The organism is Pseudomonas sp. UBA5568 (assembly GCF_002425525.1).
Taxonomy (GTDB): domain Bacteria; phylum Pseudomonadota; class Gammaproteobacteria; order Pseudomonadales; family Pseudomonadaceae; genus Aquipseudomonas; species Aquipseudomonas fulva.
The window spans coordinates 30,862-47,497 of the sequence record NZ_DIMK01000015.1 but is presented as its reverse complement, the minus strand read 5'-3'; the positions used below and the strand labels follow the sequence as shown (position 1 = coordinate 47,497).

Below are 16,636 nucleotides of genomic sequence, written 5' to 3'. Positions count from 1 at the left end.
TATTGCCTAGCATCGAGTGCCTGGGGTCGGTTTTTTGTCACCCCTCCGACCATTGCGGACGAAAAGCATAATGAAAGCAGTCATTCTGGCCGGTGGGCTGGGCACACGCATCAGCGAAGAATCCCACCTGCGACCCAAGCCGATGATCGAAATAGGCGGCAAGCCGATCATTTGGCACATCATGAAAATCTACTCTCACTATGGCATCAACGACTTCATCATCTGCCTCGGTTACAAGGGCTACGTGATCAAGGAGTATTTCGCCAACTACTTTTTGCACATGTCGGACGTGACATTCGACATGGCGGAAAACCGTATGGATATTCATAACCGTCACGCCGAACCCTGGCGGGTGACATTGGTGGATACCGGAGACTATACGGCCACCGGTGGCCGCTTGAAGCGGGTGCGCGATTACCTGGGCGAGCAAACGTTTTGCCTGACATACGGTGACGGCGTAGCCGATGTGGATATCCCGCGTCTGATCGAATTCCACCACCAGCACGGCAAATTGGCCACCGTCACCGCGGTGCAGCCGCCCGGGCGTTATGGCGCTCTCGATGTGGAAGGTCAGCAAGTGCGTGGTTTCCAGGAAAAGCCTGCTGGCGATGGTGGCTGGATCAACGGTGGCTTCTTCGTGCTCGAGCCTTCGGTGCTGGACTACATCGAGGGCGATGCCACCACCTGGGAAGATCAGCCCATGCGTCAACTGGCCGAGAATGGCGAGTTGATGAGCCATTTGCACCGAGGCTTCTGGCAACCGATGGATACCCTGCGTGACCGTACCTTGCTCGAAGCGCACTGGAAAAGCGGCGAGGCAGCGTGGCAGTTATGGCGTTGAACCCGGCATTCTGGGCGGGCCGCCGGGTACTGCTTACCGGACATACCGGTTTCAAGGGCAGCTGGTTGGCTGTATGGCTGCGCCAGTTGGGCGCTGACCTGCGGGGCTTCGCCTTGCCCGCTGCGACCACTCCGTCGATGTGGCAGGTGGCCCAATTGGATAACCATGTGCCCGGTGATTTCGCTGACATCCGCGACGCTTCGGCCCTGACCGGCACGGTGCAGACGTTCAAGCCCGAACTGGTGCTGCACCTGGCAGCGCAACCGTTGGTGCGCGAGGCTTACCGTGCCCCTGCCGATACTTACGCAACCAACGTCATGGGCACACTCAACCTGCTTGAGGCAGTGCGAGCCACGCCTTCGGTGCGCGCGGTGCTGGTAGTGACAACCGACAAGTGCTACGACAACCGCGAATGGCCTTGGCCCTACCGGGAACAGGACGCGTTGGGTGGTTTCGACCCTTACAGCAGCAGCAAGGCGTGTGTGGAGTTGCTGTGCGCGAGCTACCGCGACTCGTTCCTGCGCACTTCGGGCGTGGCGCTGGCCACTGCCCGTGCGGGCAACGTGCTCGGAGGGGGTGACTGGTCGGCCGAACGTCTGCTGCCGGACATTTTGCGCGCCTGGCAGCACGGCGAGGAAGTGGTGCTGCGCTATCCCGCTGCAACCCGCCCGTGGCAACACGTCCTGGATCCGTTGATGGGCTACCTGCAACTTGGCCAAGCCCTGCTCTGTGAGGGGGAACGCTATGCGTCGGCCTGGAATTTTGGCCCGGACAGCGCAGGGCTGGCGAGCGTTGAGTCAATCGTTCGGCGCCTGGCCGAGCGCTGGCCCGGTCAGGCCCGCTGGTCGGTGTGCGCCGATGCCCAGCCCCACGAGGCCGGCCTGCTGGCCCTGGATTCGAGCAAGGCGCGCCAAGCGCTGGGCTGGTCGCCGCGCTGGTCGCTGGACGACACCTTGAAACACACCCTGGACTGGCACCTCGCCTGGCGTACAGGGCAAGACATGAATACCGTTACCCGCGAGCAGATCGCGGCTCACCAAGGCGAACCCCATGAGTGACAGCACGGCGCAACAGCTGCGCCAACAGATTGCCGAGCTGGTCGGCCGTTATGCCGATCTGCAGATGGCGCCCAAACCTTTCGTCGCCGGGCAGAGCAGCGTACCGCCCTCGGGCAAAGTGATCGGAGCCGGCGAGTTGCAGGCCATGACCGAAGCGGTGTTGGACGGCTGGCTCACCACAGGCCGCTTCAACCAGGCCTTCGAAAAGCGTCTGGCCGAGTACCTGGGTCGTCGCTGCGTACTCACCACCAACTCAGGATCGTCGGCCAACCTGCTGGCGTTTTCCGCCCTGACTTCGCCTCGGCTGGGGGATCGGGCGATCAAACCCGGTGACGAGGTGATCGGCGTAGCCGCTGGCTTCCCGACCACGGTCAACCCGATCCTGCAATGCGGCGCTGTCCCGGTGTTCGTGGATGTGCAGATGGGCACCTACAATATCGACCCCGCGCTGATCGAGGCGGCCATTGGTCCCAAGACCAAGGCCATCATGCTGGCTCACACTTTGGGCAACCCCTTCGACCTGGGGGTTGTACGCAGTCTGTGTGACAAATACGGCCTATGGCTGATCGAAGATTGCTGCGACGCCCTGGGCTCTACGTACCAAGGGCGCATGGTCGGCACCTTCGGTGACATCGGTACCTTGAGCTTCTACCCTGCGCACCACATCACGATGGGCGAGGGTGGGGCAGTGTTCACCCAATCACCCTTGCTCAAGCGCATCATGGAATCGTTCCGTGACTGGGGCCGTGACTGCTACTGCGCGCCGGGCGAGGACAACACCTGCGGCAAGCGCTTCTGCTGGCAGGCGGGGGATCTGCCGCAGGGATATGACCACAAGTACACCTACTCGCACCTTGGCTACAACCTGAAGATCACCGATATGCAGGCCGCCTGTGCGTTGGCGCAGATGGACCGGGTCGATGCCTTCATCGCCGCGCGCAAGCGCAACTTCGCCTGGCTGAGCGAACGCCTGGCCGGGTGTACGGACCAACTGATCCTGCCGCAGGCTACCCCGGGCAGCGATCCATCCTGGTTCGGCTACCCCATCACCTTGCGCGAGGACGGCACGGGCCGTAGGGTCGATCTGGTGCGGTATCTGGACGAGCAAGGCGTCGGCACGCGCCAGCTATTCGCAGGCAACCTGACGCGCCAGCCCTATATGCAGGGCAGGCAGTACCGGGTTGTGGGCGAGTTGTCGGTTACCGACAAGGTCATGAACGATACGGTCTGGATTGGCCTCTGGCCAGGTTTGACCGATGCGCATCTTGAGCATGCGGCCCGGTCTCTGGAAACCTTCCTGCAGGGGCATCGCTGATGCGCGCCTATGTGCTCTGCGGCGGCTTTGGCACGCGCCTGCGTGCTGTTACCGACTCGCAGAAGGCATTGGTACCTGTAAGGGGCGAGCCATTCATGCTGCACGTCTTGCGCCAGTTGGCACGTGCCGGCATTGACGAGGCCGTCCTGTGCGCCCATTACCGCGCCGAACAGGTGGCCGACCAACTGCCCGAACTCTCGGCCAAGGCAGGGCTGGCGCTATCGCTGGTAGTGGAAGCGAGCCCGATGGGGACCGGCGGCGCGCTCCTCAACGCACTGCACGCTCATCCGGCGCAGGCACGCTACCTGGTGCTCAACGCCGATACATTCGTGGATGTCCAGGGTTACCGGCAAATGGTACTGGCCCAAGGCAATGCGCTGCTGGCCGTACAGGTCGACGACCGCGCCCGCTACGGCAGCCTCGAACTCAATGATGCCGGGCAGTTGACTGCGCTGAAGGAAAAAGGGCTGCAAGGCGCGGGCTTGATCAATGGGGGCGTCTATGCCTTTGAGGCGTCTACGTTTTCGGATAGCCCAGTGCGTGCGTGTTCCATGGAGCATGATCTGCTGCCGGCGCTGCTCCACCGTGAAACGATGCAGGCGCTCGCCTACAGTGGACGCTTCATCGACATAGGCACGCCTGATTCACTCGCGCGCTATACCCGTGACTATGCCGCGGACACGCCCTTATGAGCCTGCTGGTGCAGAACCTTAGCATCGGCGAGCGCCAGAGCATTCTCGATGCCGTCAAGTGCATCGAAGCTGGCGCATTGCAGATCGCTTTCGTGGTTGCTGACGACCAACGCCTGCTGGGTGTGGTGACCAATGGCGACGTGCGCCGGCATTTGCTCCAGGGTGGGCAGACGGACCTGCCTGTCGTCACCTGCATGAACAGCCAGTTCAGGGCTGTGCGGGCGGGCGCGTCGCGGGAGGAGTTGCTCAAGGCGTTCGACCTTGGTTTCAATGCCATTCCTGCGGTTGACGAGCAAGGTCGGCTGGTCGAAGTCTATACCCGCCTCATGGCAGCCAGCCCGGAAGTGCCAGTACTGGCAAGAGCCCGGGCGCCGGTACGCATGAGCTTCTGCGGTGGCGGTGCGGACCTGACGTATTTCTTCATCGATCACCCGGCCGCCGTGCTCAGTTGCACCGTTGGGCTCTATGCCCACGCCACGCTGGTGCCGCGCAACGACTGCGGTATTCGAATTTTTTCCGAGGACCTGGGGCGTGAAGAAAGCTATGAGTCCCTGGCCCAGTTGATGACTGACGGCCAGAAAAGTCTTCTGGCCACCATCGTGTCGGTGATCAAACCGCATTACGGCTTCGACCTGTACCTGCGATCGGATTTTCCGGTCGGTTCTGGCCTGGGTGGCTCCTCTGCGGCCACGACGGCCACCATCGCAGTGTTCAACGAACTGCGCCAGGATCGTTGGAGCACGTATGAAATCGCGGAGCTGGCGTTCCAGGCCGAGCGCTTGTGCTTTGGCATCGCAGGCGGCTGGCAAGACCAGTACGCCTCAGCCTTCGGCGGCTTCAACTTGATCGAGTTCGAGAACCAACGCAACCTGGTGCACCCGATCCGGTTGGAAGCGTCGATCCGTAACGAGCTGGAATCGTGCCTGGTGCTGTGCGACACCGGCATGGCCCACGATTCGGGACACTTGCATCAATTGCAGCGCGAACAGATCCAGGCCGAGTCATCGCAGACCGACCTGCTGCATGCCAGCGTGGCGCTGTGCCGGCGCATGCATCGCTACCTGATTCGCGGTGAGTTGCGCGATTTCGGGCTGTGCCTGGACGAAGCCTGGCACCTCAAGAAACGGTTTTCCTCGGCCATCAGCCATGGCCGTCTCGACGATATCTATGCCGCCGCAATGGCTGCCGGCGCGCTCGGCGGCAAGCTGCTGGGTGCAGGTGGCGGTGGTTTCTTCCTGTTCTACGTGCAGCCCCAGCATCGCCACAAGGTGGTGAGTGCAGTGCGCGCACTTGGCTGTCAGGCCCAAGGCTTTCGCTTTGAGTCCTGCGGTGTCACTTCCTGGCGGACCAAAATCCAATGACTTCTATCATGCTCGACGGCATTGCCCTCGGTGGCGAGCGCGTGTACGTCATCGCCGAAGCCGGCAACAACCATAACGGCTCCCTTGAGGTGGCCAAGCAATTGGTAGATGCCGCGATTGCTGCCGGTGCCGATTGCGTCAAGTTTCAATTGCGTGATCGCAAGGCCCTGTACCGACGCAAAGCCGATGGCTCACGTGCCGAGGACCTGGGGGTTGAGTACATTCAGGACCTGCTGGACAAAGTCGAGCTTGGCCTGGATGAGCATCGCCAGATCCGCGCCTACTGTGCACGACAGGGCATCACCTACCTGTGCACACCCTGGGACGAACCCAGTGTCGATGCCCTGGCTTCGTTCGACGTGGCTGCGCTCAAGATCGCCTCCGCCGACCTGTGCAACCCCTACTTGATTGCGAAGGCTGCAAGCCTGGGCAAGCCGTTGATTCTATCTACCGGCATGTCCTTCGAAGACGAGATCATCCGGGCCATCGAACAGCTCAATGCTTTGGGTACGCCGTTCGCACTGCTGCATTGCAATAGCGCCTATCCGGCGCCTGAGACGGATATCCAGCTGGGCTATCTCGGTCGCCTGCGTCAGTTGCACGACTTGGTAGGGTATTCCGGGCATGAACGCGGCATTGCGATCACCCTCGGTGCCGTTGCCCTTGGCGCCCGAGTGATCGAGCGTCACATTACCCTCGACCGCACCCTGGAAGGTCCGGATCATCTGGCTAGCCTCGAACCTGCCGAATTTCGCCAACTGGTGGACGGAATTCGGCAGCTGGAGCAGGCGCTGCCCTGGCAAGGGCCCGGCCGCCACGCCAGTCAGGGAGAGTTGCTGAACCGCGAAAACCTTGGCAAGAGCGTGACCGCTGCCTGTGACATACCCCGGGGTACCGTGGTCGAGCAGAATATGTTGCGCATCGCCAGCCCAGGGCAGGGCCTGCCGCCCTACCGGTTACCGGAGCTGCTGGGCAAGCCGGCCCAGCGTGACATCGCACAGGGTGACTTCCTGTTCGACAGCGACCTCCAGCGCCAACAGGTCGAGCACAAGCTGGTGTTCGACATGCCTGTTCGTTGGGGGGTACCTGTGCGCTATCACGATTTCGGCGACTATCGCCGCCGTATCGAGCCGGACCTTTTCGAGTTCCACCTGTCCTATCGCGATCTTGGCCTGAAACCCCAGGCGTACCTGGCCGAGGTCGCGTGTTCGCGGCTGGTCGTGCATGCACCGGAGCTGTTCGAGAACAGCGAATTGCTGGACCTGGTTTCGGACGACCCCGCCTATCGCCAGCGCTCGATCGACAACCTCCAGCGCGTCGTGGATGCCACCCTTGAGATTGGTGAATTCTTCCCCGCTGCCGATGCCCGCCTGATCGTGGCAAACATCGGCGGGTTTTCCGCCGATGCGCCGCGCCCGTTGGCCATGCGCCCGGTGCTCTACGAACGGTTCCACGATGCTTGCCGCCAGATCGATTTCGCCGGCACCGAGTTGACGGTGCAGAACATGGCCCCGTTTCCATGGCACTTCGGCGGCCAGCGTCATCAGAACATCTTCATGATGCCCGAGGAGTTGGCCGCCCAGGCCCAAGATCACGGGCTGCGCCTGTGCCTGGACCTGTCGCACCTGCAGATGACCTGTTTCCACTTCGGCCTGGATTTCCAGGCAGCGCTGGCGCTGTTGCTGCCGCATACGGCGCACCTGCATGTGGCCGACGCCAAAGGCACCAACGGCGAGGGAGTACTGATGGGCACCGGCGATATCGACTGGCCGGCCACCTGGGCGCAGATTCGCAATTACCCCGACGTCAGCTTCATCCCTGAAGTCTGGCAGGGTCACAAGGATCATGGGGCCGGCTTTTGGTCGGCGCTGCAATTTTTGACGCGGCTTGCATAAGTGCCGGTTTTGAGAGGATTGAAGGTGACACAGACCATCCGGGTTGCGGATTACATCATGGAGCGCCTGGCCAAGCTGGGCGTGGGGCAGGTCTATTTTCTGCCTGGCGGCGGTGCCATGCACCTCAATGATGCCTTGGGCCGTCATCCTGAACTGGAGCCAGTGCTGTGCCTGCACGAGCAGGCGGCTGCCATTGCCGCCGAGGCTGCCGGTAAGCTCACAGGTGGCCCGGCCGCCTGCATGACGACCTGTGGCCCCGGCGCCACCAACACGGTGACTGCCGTGCTGGGTGCCTGGCTGGATTCGACACCTGTGTTCTTCGTGTCGGGTCAGGTCAAGAGCGCCGACCTCAAGGCCGGAACCGGACTGCGTATGCTGGGTGTGCAGGAAGCCGACATCGTTTCGATCGTCGCGCCAATCACCAAGGCAGCCGTCACCTTGACCGACCCGGAGGCGGTCGGGGAGGTATTCGACCGTCTCGAACAAGCTGCCTTGAGTGGTCGCCGTGGCCCGGTCTGGTTGGATGTGCCCCTGGACATACAGGCCGCGCGCATCGACCCGACAACCTTGCGCCGGGCACCAGTGCACGCCGAGGCAGAGCCCAATGACCTCAGCGCAGTGGTCGAACAAACCTTGGACCTGCTTCGTCAGGCCAAACGTCCCGGTATCATCGCCGGCAGTGGCATCCGCATGGCCGGGGCGGTCGAGGCCTTCAACGCGCTGCTCCAGGCAGCACAGGTGCCGGTGATGCCGACCTGGCTGGCCATGGACATCATCGAAGACGAGCACCCGTTGTATGCGGGCCGCCCAGGCTCCATCGCACCGCGTTGGGCCAACTTCGCGTTGCAGAATTGCGATGTGCTCATCGTCCTCGGCTCTCGCCTGGACATGGCGCTGACGGCCTATGATCACGGCCATTTCGCGCCTTATGCCCGCAAGGTGGTCGTGGATATCGATCCGGCCGAAATCGCAAAGCTGCAGATGCCTGTGGAAGTGCCCGTCGTCTGCGATGTCAGACCCTTCATCGAGGCGCTGGCTGCCCGGGTCTGTCAGGATCGACTGCCCTCCTATGACGACTGGCTGACGCGCATTGCCCGGTGGCGGCAACAGTACCCGTTGCTGCAAAGCGAGCACGCCGACGACAGTCAGGGTGTAAGCATGTATTACTTCACCGACCAGCTGTCCTCGCTGCTCGGCGAAGGGGATGTGATCGCCCCAGGCAGCTCCGGTTTCGCCTCCGAATTGTTCCTGCTCAATCTTCGCCTGAAGAAGGGCCAGCGATGCTTCCATAACCGCGGAACCGGCTCCATGGGCTTCGGTATCCCGTCGGCCATCGGTGCATGCCTGGCGTCTGGTCGCAAGCCTACTGTCTGTGTCGAAGGTGATGGGGGGCTGCAACTGAACATTCAGGAGCTTGCCACGCTGGCAGCGCAGAACTTGCCGATCAAATGCTTCGTCATCAACAACCAGGGTTATGCCTCGATTCGCACATCCCAGAGCGCGCACTTCAAGTTGCTGGTCGGTGCCGATGCCAGCAGCGGCCTGCGATTGCCGGACCTGGAGCCGTTGGCCAGTGCTTATGGTGTTGGCTACGCACGCATCGAGTCGCATGCCGACCTGCAAGCCAACCTGCAGGCCGTACTCGATCGCGACGGGCCGGTCATTTGCGAAGTGATGGTTCAGGTAGAGGAGCCCCGGATCCCGCGTGTCATGACACGCATGGATGAAAACGGCAAGCCTGTGACGGGTGCTCTGGAGGATTTGTATCCGTTTCTCAGTCGCGAAGAACTGACGCAGCAGATGGCAGTTTCACAGGGTTCTCAGGCATGAAGGCATGGCTCAAGCGCCGCTTGACGGGCCTTTGCTACGGCTACCTGCGCAATCAGCGCGACTGGGCGCATGAAAAGGCGCCGCACATTCGCCATGCACGGGTGCTGCCAATGGCCAGCCATGCGCCCTGGGTCAACGACACTGCGTTTCTCGACGCGTATCGGGCTGTGCGCGAGCATACCCTGATCGACATCATGCGCCTGTACGAGCTGTGGACGCTGGCCCGCCAGCTCGATGACCTGGAAGGAGACTTCCTGGAGGTTGGGGTATGGCGCGGCGGCTCGGGTTGCCTGTTGGCGATGGCCAGCCAGCGCGCCGAGCGTCGTGTGTTCCTGGCCGACACCTTCAATGGCGTGGTCAAGGCAGGGGTACACGACACGCGCTACGTTGGCGGTGAGCATGCGGACACCGATGAGCAGCGTGTGCGCGTCCTGGCCAGGCAGTGCCAAACGGATAACGTGCGTGTATTGGTCGGCATGTTCCCGGAGGTCAATGCCGAGCACATAGGTAACCGTTTGGCGATGTTGCACATCGACGTGGATGTTTACGCGTCGGCGCGCGATGTATTGCACTGGGCCGCGCCCAGGCTTGTACGTGGCGGCGTGGTGGTGTTCGACGATTATGGCTTTCATGGCTGTGAGGGCGTGACGCGCCTGGTCAATGAGTTCATGGCTGACACAGGCGGCTACCGGTTCATCCACAACCTCAATGGCCACGCTGTTCTGATCAAGGTGGCGGACCATGGCGAATGAGTTCGGCTCCAGCCGCCTGATCATTTACGGTGCTGGCCTGGCAGGGCGGCGCGTCAAGGACTACCTGGCGGCTCGCGAGCAGCCCGTCGAGGCTTTCCTTGATCGCGATGAACGGTTCGATAAGGTCGATGGCGTGCCGGTGCTCACAGCAGCACGCTGGGCCACGCATCATGATCCGGCCGATGCTTGCGTGATCGTCGCGGTGTTCAACCCCTACGTGGACATGTGCGACATTTTCGACGGGCTTGAGGCGCTCGGCTTTGGCCGGATCCTCAGCCTGGTCGAATTCGTGCGCCTGTACCCGCACGGGCAGCCTTCGCGATACTGGCTGGTAGATCCGGCGTTCTACGAACAGCATGCACCACGCATTGCTGCACTGCGGTCTGTACTGGCTGATGACACGAGCAAGCAGTTGCTGGATGCGATCGTGAACTACCGAACCTGCGGTGATCCTCGTTGCCTGCCGCCTGCGACGGGACAACAGTATTTTCCGGCCGACCTGCCGGCACCGCCCCAGCCGCTGCGATTCATCGATTGTGGTGCCTATGTGGGCGATACGGTCCAGGCGTTCGAGGAGGCGGGATTGACGTTTGCCGGCCTGGCCACCTTCGAGCCTGATTTGAGCAACTACTGCCGCTTGACGGCGCAGCTGGGCCACATCGCGGGAGCCGTGCACATTCCCTGCGGCGTATCGGACAGCAACCGACTGAGTGGTTACGACCCCAGCCTGGGGGCGGGGGGGCACTTGGTGGACGTTGGTGGAGATCCTGTGTGTTGCGTTCGCCTGGATGATGCATTGCCCGGCTTTGAGCCCAATTTCATCAAGATGGATATCGAAGGCGAAGAACCTGCAGCACTGCGCGGGGCGATCGGTTTGCTGAGCAGGCACCGGCCCCGTCTGGCAATCAGCGTCTATCACCGTGCCGAGCATCTATGGGAGATAGCCGAGCAGTTGCAAGCCTATGGTTTAGGTTACCGCTACTACCTGCGCTGCCACTCCCCCAGCACGTTCGACACAGTGCTATACGCGCTACCGGGTGAATCATGATGTCTGGCGTTGCAAATGCACAGCGCCCGGCTGTGCCCGCCGCGCGAATCGTCATCTACGGCGGCGGGCAGATTGGCGTTGGCCTGTGTCGGCGCTTGATGCGAAGTGGCGTGCAGGTCTGCGCCATCATCGACCGCACGCCCGAAGGTGTCGCCAATGCCCCTGTGCCGGTGATGAATGCACAGGCGTGCTTCCAGGCCCATGGAAACACGGGCGTGTTCGTGGCGATAGGCAACGGCCTGGCGCATCCGGCCATCGCGCGTGACCTGTGCCGCGTGGGTTATACGAACATCCTGCATTTACCTGTATTTCTTCGCGGCCAGCGGGCAGCCGCCATGACGCGAGCCTGGAACGCGTATTACTCGGGCGACACCTCGGTCACATTCGTCGGTTATGACGACCTGAACAGCTTACGCGCCCAGGATTTCGTGTTGAGCGAGTCGTCGGGCTACATCACCGCCGTCGTACACAAAGACGACGTCTTCACCGTCAAGCGGTCATACCCTGGGCTGGACCATGATTACGCCGACTACTTCAAGTGGCAGGATCAGGGCGCCGATGTGATCGACAAGGCGACCAATGTACCGATAGGCGATCCTGCGGTGAAGGCGATGTTGCCCTGCGAGCAGGTGTTCACCCAGGAGCAGCTGGACTTTTATCATGCGAAAACCTTCTTCGACCTGGGCGATTACTACCGCGAGGCCGCATCGGTTGCACTGTTCGACCCTCACCTGCACAGGTTCAATATCCTGGACGGTTCGCACCGGGCGTTCTACCTGGAGCGCCAGGGGTTCGACGGTATCCCGCTCAAGATGAAGCGGTCGGAATGGGAGGCCTATTTCAAGGAACCTGAAGCACAGGCGCTGATGGACCACTGCCGTGGCCTTGCGTCGCTCCCAACAGTGGTCAAGCACCCAGCCTTCATGTCATTCCCGGTCCGAGAACAGGCGCCAACAGCTGCGTTCTCAGGCTTGCTCAGGAGCGTACGCCCATCATGATGTGGACTGCCCAAACGCCTGTCATTCTTTATGGTGCAGCACACCGCGGCACCATGATCCTGCGTTACCTCAGGGGACGCTGCAACGTAACGGGCTTCATCGACAAGCGCGCTGACGAAATTGTCCATCACGAAGGCTTGCCTGTTACATCGGTCGACAAGGCAGACAAAGCCGCGTGGGTAATCGTGTGTGTGAACAATATCTTCGAGCACGAGAGCATCGCGCAGCACTTGGCAGCCGAGGGGTTCGAGCGGGTGGTGTTCTGCCCCGTCAACGGCTCCAACATGGCGTGGCGCTGCGCGGCCGACAGGGAGCTCATGGCCAAGGTCTTCAATGCGGTACTGGACGAGCAGCTGAGCCTGCCCGTTGAGGTCCCTGCCGTGAAGGGGCTTCTGCAGCCGGTGTTCAAGGACGACGCACTGATCAGCACCGAAGGCGATCAGGTGTTGGCGTGGATTCCTGCCGCCCTGGTGTGCGCACGCCGCGATGGCAATGGGCTGTTCAAAGACAGCCCGGTCTTCACGCTTTTTCCTTACCTGGAGCTGTTCAGGTGGTTCGATGGCGAGACAGACGCGGCTCCCCATCACTATATCGACCTGTATTGTCGTCCGGCGGCTGATCAGTTCGGCATCGCGCAAACCGATGCATGGGTTGGCAATGTGCTTCGCAGCCGCAGGCAGGTGTATGAGCGTATGCGGCAGACCGAATCCATCGACCCGCTGTTTTTCGTCAACCATGCGGTCAGCGCCGACTGGAACGAGCACCAAGGGCACTTCAACATGGACAGCGGCAAGCATCGCGCGGCTTTCCTGATCCACCGCAAGCGCTCGCTCGTGCCACTGCGGCTGTCGATCACCGACTACGAGCGTTATCTCAACCAGCCTGCCTTGCAGCGAGTGGTCGAGTGCTTGGAGCACGAGCAGGCCGCCGAGCTGCCGTATCCGGTCCATCACCCGTACTTCCTCAGAGCACCTTATCGCGCGGAAAGTGCTTGCTGGGAGGCATTGCTCAGGGTGAGCCGCACCTTGGTCCTTCACCGTTTCCGCGCCTCTGGCAAAGTGAACCTCAACGGTGTACGACTGCGCGTGAACCGTGCATCCCATGAACCCCTGGCGCAAACCTTGGCGCTGCTGGGGTGCTCGATCAGCTACGCGTATCAGGCGAGTGAGTTCGATCATCGAGTCAGAGCGTTGTACCGCGTGAGCGAACGCTTCGCCAAAACGCACGCCGGGGTTGAGCCTTGCGATTACGTACTTGATGAATGGGTGGCTGAATAATGCGTGCAAAGGTATTCGATGAATGTCCCATGCCCGACCTGCAGGCGCACGTGGAGGCTTCGATCCAGCGTATGGAGCAGGCGTGCCCGATCCGTGTTCTTTATTATTCGCTGATGGGTTCCATACCGCTGGGCATGGGCAACGCTTCGTCGGATTACGACCTGCTGGCCCTCTACACACCACAGGCTGCACTTACGCCCGCGCAGTACGACATCGTCAACAACAAGGCGCCGCTGTTCGGGCCTGCGCATGTTCCCGGGCAGGTGAACCTGCTGCTCGCTGACCGCGCACTGCTGTCGCCTGTTTTCATGGATATGCCCGAGGCGACGCTGATGCAGGCGTACCCTCAGCACCTCAATAGTTTGACGGTGCATGACCAGGCATTTGATATGACTGTGCTGCCCGGCGCCAGCTCGCCCAAGGCGGCCTCGATTTTTTCCGACATGTTCTATTACGGCAACGGCGTACTGGTTGATCGACAGGGCACTCTCACCGGTGAGTTTCCCGCGCTGAAGCAGTGCCTGCGGGTATACGAGTTCTGCAAGCGCCGGTATGTGACGACCTATGGGCGGCTCCAGCACTACTTGGTGAAACCGGGCAACGTGAGGTTGCGGACCTACTTGCAGAGCATCAACGACCTGTTGGCGATCGAGTACGCGCTCGACCATCGTGATATCCCCCCGGCGCATATCGCCGTCATGCTGGATGCGCTGAAAGACCCGCAGGTACTGGAGACAGCACAGCGCTTTTTGACGGTGAATGCCCAGGCGACCACAGCAAAAGAGAAGCTTTTGATCGATCCGGACCCCTGCCTGAATCACTGGATAGCCGGCCGCCTGGAAAGCCTGAGGCCACGCTTGCTCGCGTTGTATCCACAGCGTACTGAGGTGCTTTTCAATGTGGTACTCGATTGACGTCCGGCGCAGTATTTCATCGATCTTCGGACGGGCATTGACGGCAGTGCACGGTATACCCACGCTTAGGCAGGAAATGTCATGAAAGCTCAATCGTCGTCTGTGGATGACAACGTTTCGAACCTGTGCAACGACACGGTGCATTCGTTTGCCCTTGCCTGTGGCCGGCACGTACCGGTTTGCGTGTCTCAGGCTCCGCTGGCCGATGCCGAAGATCATATTGTGGTCAGGCATTCGGAAAAACTGGATGTCCTGGCGCAGCTTGCGCAGTATCCGCACGTCGCGCGGCTGCTGGAACCCGATGCCGAATTGAAGCAGTTGTCGAGGCAAAGGCACAGGGTGCGGGACTGGCTCAACGAGGGGTTCTACATTTTCGGGGCATTCAAGGTCGGTTTGCGGGTAGCGCGGCAGGCGCGCACGCTTGGCCTTGAGGTCAAAGGCTTTCTGGACAATGACCGAGCCAAGTCCGGCCAGGCGCTTGAAGGGCTTTCAATTGATCATCCCGCAGGCATGCCGCTCGATAATGCGGTGGTAGTGGTCGCCAGCGGCCGCCATGCCAATGCGATCGCGGGCCAGCTCGGTGCTGTGCCTGGCATACGATTGGTCAACCTGCACGAGTGCCTGTACGCACTCGACGGTGCCGGGCCAGGCTTGGGTTGCGAGAAGTTCGCGGCCTTCGTGGAAGCACCGCTGCAGGCGCCCTGGCGGTATATCTCGGCATTTCTGCGCCTGGACGATGAAACATCACGCCGCGTGTTCGATGGGTTGATGGGGATGCGGATCGAGCTGTCGACGCTGTGCGCCGAATCGGTGAAGTCTCCCTGGGACGATGAGTATTTCGACCGAACATTCGTTCAGCCCCGTCACGCTGCGCGGTTTGTGGACGCTGGCGCCGCGGCAGGCGATACCCTGGCGCGTCTGGAGGCCCACTTTGGGCCTGTTCATCAAGCCTGGCTATTCGAGCCTGAGTTGCCCGCTTATTACGAGGCGTTGAAGCGCTTCTGCGATCGTCCCGAGGTATGGGTCTTCAACATGGGGCTGGACGAGGCCCCGAGCCGAGCCCTCTACCAGCCGGCCCTGTCCTATGACATTGCGGGCGAGCTGAGCAGCGATATTCCCTCGGCGATTACGTCCTTCATTCAAGGTGTGCCACTCGATGGCGTGGTGGCCGGTAAGGTGGGCTTGTTCAAGCTCGATATCGAGGGCATGGAAGCCTCTGCTTTAAGGGGGGCACGTGCAATCATCGAGCGTGATCAGCCTGTGCTTGCCGTGTGCGCCTATCATCGATCCGACGACTATTGGAAGTTGATCGATCAAGTGCAGGCCATCGGCCAAGACTACAAGGTCGGTATCCGCCTGTACGCGGACATCCTGGAAGACATCACCCTGTATTTCTATCGATGATGCTGGACGTGCATCAAGGATACCTAACCGGTCACGGGGTGTTCGTTTCGTTCGCCTTCTTGTCATCGAGTCACTGAGCCAACATCCATGGTTTGCTTGAATTCCCCTCTGATCAGATGCGCCTTGGAGGCTGTCGCGCCGCCATTCGCTCTGCATGATGCACTCGCTGGCAAACATGTTCTGCTTACCGGCGGCACCGGTTTTTTCGGCTCATGGCTGCTGGCCCTTTTCGAGTACCTGAACGAGCGCGGCACTCAGGTTGATGTCACGGTATTGGTCCGCGACCCCGCACGTTTCCTGACGGCCCAGCCCGGCTATCGTGACTGCCGCTGGCTACGCTGGCTGGGCGCAGATGTGCGAGATAGCCTGGTCTGGGAGGGTCAACCGATCCACCTGATCATCCATGCCGCCACTGACACGCACGCCGCCGCCCATGAGAATCCGCTGGCGCTTTTCGACACCATCGTCACCGGCGCTCGCAGGGTGCTGGACCTGGCCGTGCAACAAAACGCCCGTGTGCTCATGACAGGTTCCGGGGCGCAATATGGGGCCCTTAGCGCAAGCACCCACCGGCACATCACGTTGGATGAAGCCTTTACCGGGGCCTGTGTCAGTCACTCGGCCAACAGCGCTTATGCGGAGGGAAAACGCGCGCAGGAAACCTTAGGCGCGATTTATGCAGCAAGGCACGGCATCGACGTAATCATGGCGCGCTGCTTTGCGTTTGCCGGACCAGGGCTACCACTCGACGGCCACTTCGCCATGGGTAATTTCATCAGGGACGCTTTGTACAAGGATGAGATTGTCATCAATTCCTGCGGCAGCGCAGTGCGCAGCTACCTGCATGGTGCGGACTTGTCCGTCTGGTTGCTGGCATTGCTTGTGCGCGGCAAGGCAGGTGAGGCCTACAACGTGGGTTCGGATCAGGCGATCAGTATCGCGGACCTGGCACGCCGTGTGGTCGGGCGCATAGGCCCGGGCAAGCCAGTGCGCATTCTGGGGCGTGCTGACGGCGCGGCGGCTTCTTATTACGTGCCCGACATCGGCAAGGCTCGCTCGCTGGGCCTGGATGTCTGGACAACGCTGGACCAATCAATCGACAGCATGGCTGCCTGGGCCAAAGCCCTGGGCCATCGAAATTAATACAAAAAGGCTGCGTGTAGGCGAGGCCGTAAGAAGAGGGTAGGTGATGGATTGGGCCTCAATTGCAGGCGGTAGGTGCCAGGGAACCCCATGGCGCGTAGGGATTGC

At 61.3% G+C, this 16,636-nt stretch carries 14 protein-coding genes; all 14 read left to right on the top strand.

All coding sequences use genetic code 11. The annotated features are described in order from the left end of the window. Nucleotides 1–70: 70 nt before the first annotated feature. The 14 genes from rfbF to B2S33_RS04770 all read left to right on the top strand — a co-directional run bounded on the left by rfbF (nt 71) and on the right by B2S33_RS04770 (nt 16,528). Nucleotides 71–841, top strand: coding sequence for a glucose-1-phosphate cytidylyltransferase (gene rfbF, locus B2S33_RS04835; RefSeq protein WP_028688008.1), 771 nt, complete (start codon nt 71–73; stop codon nt 839–841). After that, a complete protein-coding gene (rfbG, locus tag B2S33_RS04830) occupies nt 832–1,899 on the top strand; it encodes a CDP-glucose 4,6-dehydratase (RefSeq protein ID WP_254286486.1) in 1,068 nt (355 codons plus the stop codon). Before rfbF ends, rfbG begins: the two co-directional genes overlap by 10 nt. Further along, entirely contained in the window at nt 1,892–3,214 is a 1,323-nt protein-coding gene (gene rfbH, locus B2S33_RS04825) for a lipopolysaccharide biosynthesis protein RfbH (protein WP_028688006.1), read from the top strand. Before rfbG ends, rfbH begins: the two co-directional genes overlap by 8 nt. Then, nucleotides 3,214–3,906 carry a sugar phosphate nucleotidyltransferase gene (locus B2S33_RS04820; protein WP_028688005.1) on the top strand — a complete coding sequence of 231 codons (693 nt, stop codon included), beginning with the start codon at nt 3,214–3,216 and terminating at the stop codon, nt 3,904–3,906. Before rfbH ends, B2S33_RS04820 begins: the two co-directional genes overlap by 1 nt. Beyond that, the gene (locus B2S33_RS04815) at nt 3,903–5,267 is read left to right on the top strand and encodes a CBS domain-containing protein (RefSeq protein ID WP_028688004.1); all 1,365 of its coding nucleotides are present in this window, start codon (nt 3,903–3,905) and stop codon (nt 5,265–5,267) included. The genes B2S33_RS04820 and B2S33_RS04815 overlap by 4 nt, the downstream gene beginning before the upstream one ends. Next, on the top strand, nt 5,264–7,162 hold the full coding sequence (locus B2S33_RS04810; protein ID WP_288649979.1) for an N-acetylneuraminate synthase family protein: 1,899 nt from the start codon (nt 5,264–5,266) through the stop codon (nt 7,160–7,162). Before B2S33_RS04815 ends, B2S33_RS04810 begins: the two co-directional genes overlap by 4 nt. Before the next feature lie 24 nt (nt 7,163–7,186). Continuing rightward, entirely contained in the window at nt 7,187–8,992 is a 1,806-nt protein-coding gene (locus B2S33_RS04805) for a thiamine pyrophosphate-binding protein (protein ID WP_288649977.1), read from the top strand. Continuing rightward, entirely contained in the window at nt 8,989–9,744 is a 756-nt protein-coding gene (locus B2S33_RS04800; protein WP_280076767.1) for a TylF/MycF/NovP-related O-methyltransferase, read from the top strand. Before B2S33_RS04805 ends, B2S33_RS04800 begins: the two co-directional genes overlap by 4 nt. Then, nucleotides 9,734–10,792 carry an FkbM family methyltransferase gene (locus B2S33_RS04795; RefSeq protein ID WP_288649975.1) on the top strand — a complete coding sequence of 353 codons (1,059 nt, stop codon included), beginning with the start codon at nt 9,734–9,736 and terminating at the stop codon, nt 10,790–10,792. Before B2S33_RS04800 ends, B2S33_RS04795 begins: the two co-directional genes overlap by 11 nt. After that, nucleotides 10,792–11,790, top strand: coding sequence for a hypothetical protein (locus B2S33_RS04790; RefSeq protein WP_280076769.1), 999 nt, complete (start codon nt 10,792–10,794; stop codon nt 11,788–11,790). Before B2S33_RS04795 ends, B2S33_RS04790 begins: the two co-directional genes overlap by 1 nt. Then, nucleotides 11,787–13,067, top strand: coding sequence for a hypothetical protein (locus B2S33_RS04785; protein WP_286885846.1), 1,281 nt, complete (start codon nt 11,787–11,789; stop codon nt 13,065–13,067). The genes B2S33_RS04790 and B2S33_RS04785 overlap by 4 nt, the downstream gene beginning before the upstream one ends. Before the next feature lie 29 nt (nt 13,068–13,096). Next, nucleotides 13,097–13,981, top strand: a complete 885-nt coding sequence (locus tag B2S33_RS04780; RefSeq protein ID WP_288649973.1) for a DNA polymerase beta superfamily protein — start codon at nt 13,097–13,099, stop codon at nt 13,979–13,981. An 81-nt stretch (nt 13,982–14,062) separates the two neighbouring features. Continuing rightward, nucleotides 14,063–15,385: an FkbM family methyltransferase gene (locus tag B2S33_RS04775; protein WP_028687996.1), complete on the top strand. Its 1,323-nt coding sequence runs from the start codon at nt 14,063–14,065 to the stop codon at nt 15,383–15,385. Nucleotides 15,386–15,508: 123 nt separating this feature from the next. Continuing rightward, a complete protein-coding gene (locus B2S33_RS04770; protein WP_288501947.1) occupies nt 15,509–16,528 on the top strand; it encodes an NAD-dependent epimerase/dehydratase family protein in 1,020 nt (339 codons plus the stop codon). The last annotated feature ends 108 nt before the right edge of the window (nt 16,529–16,636 follow it).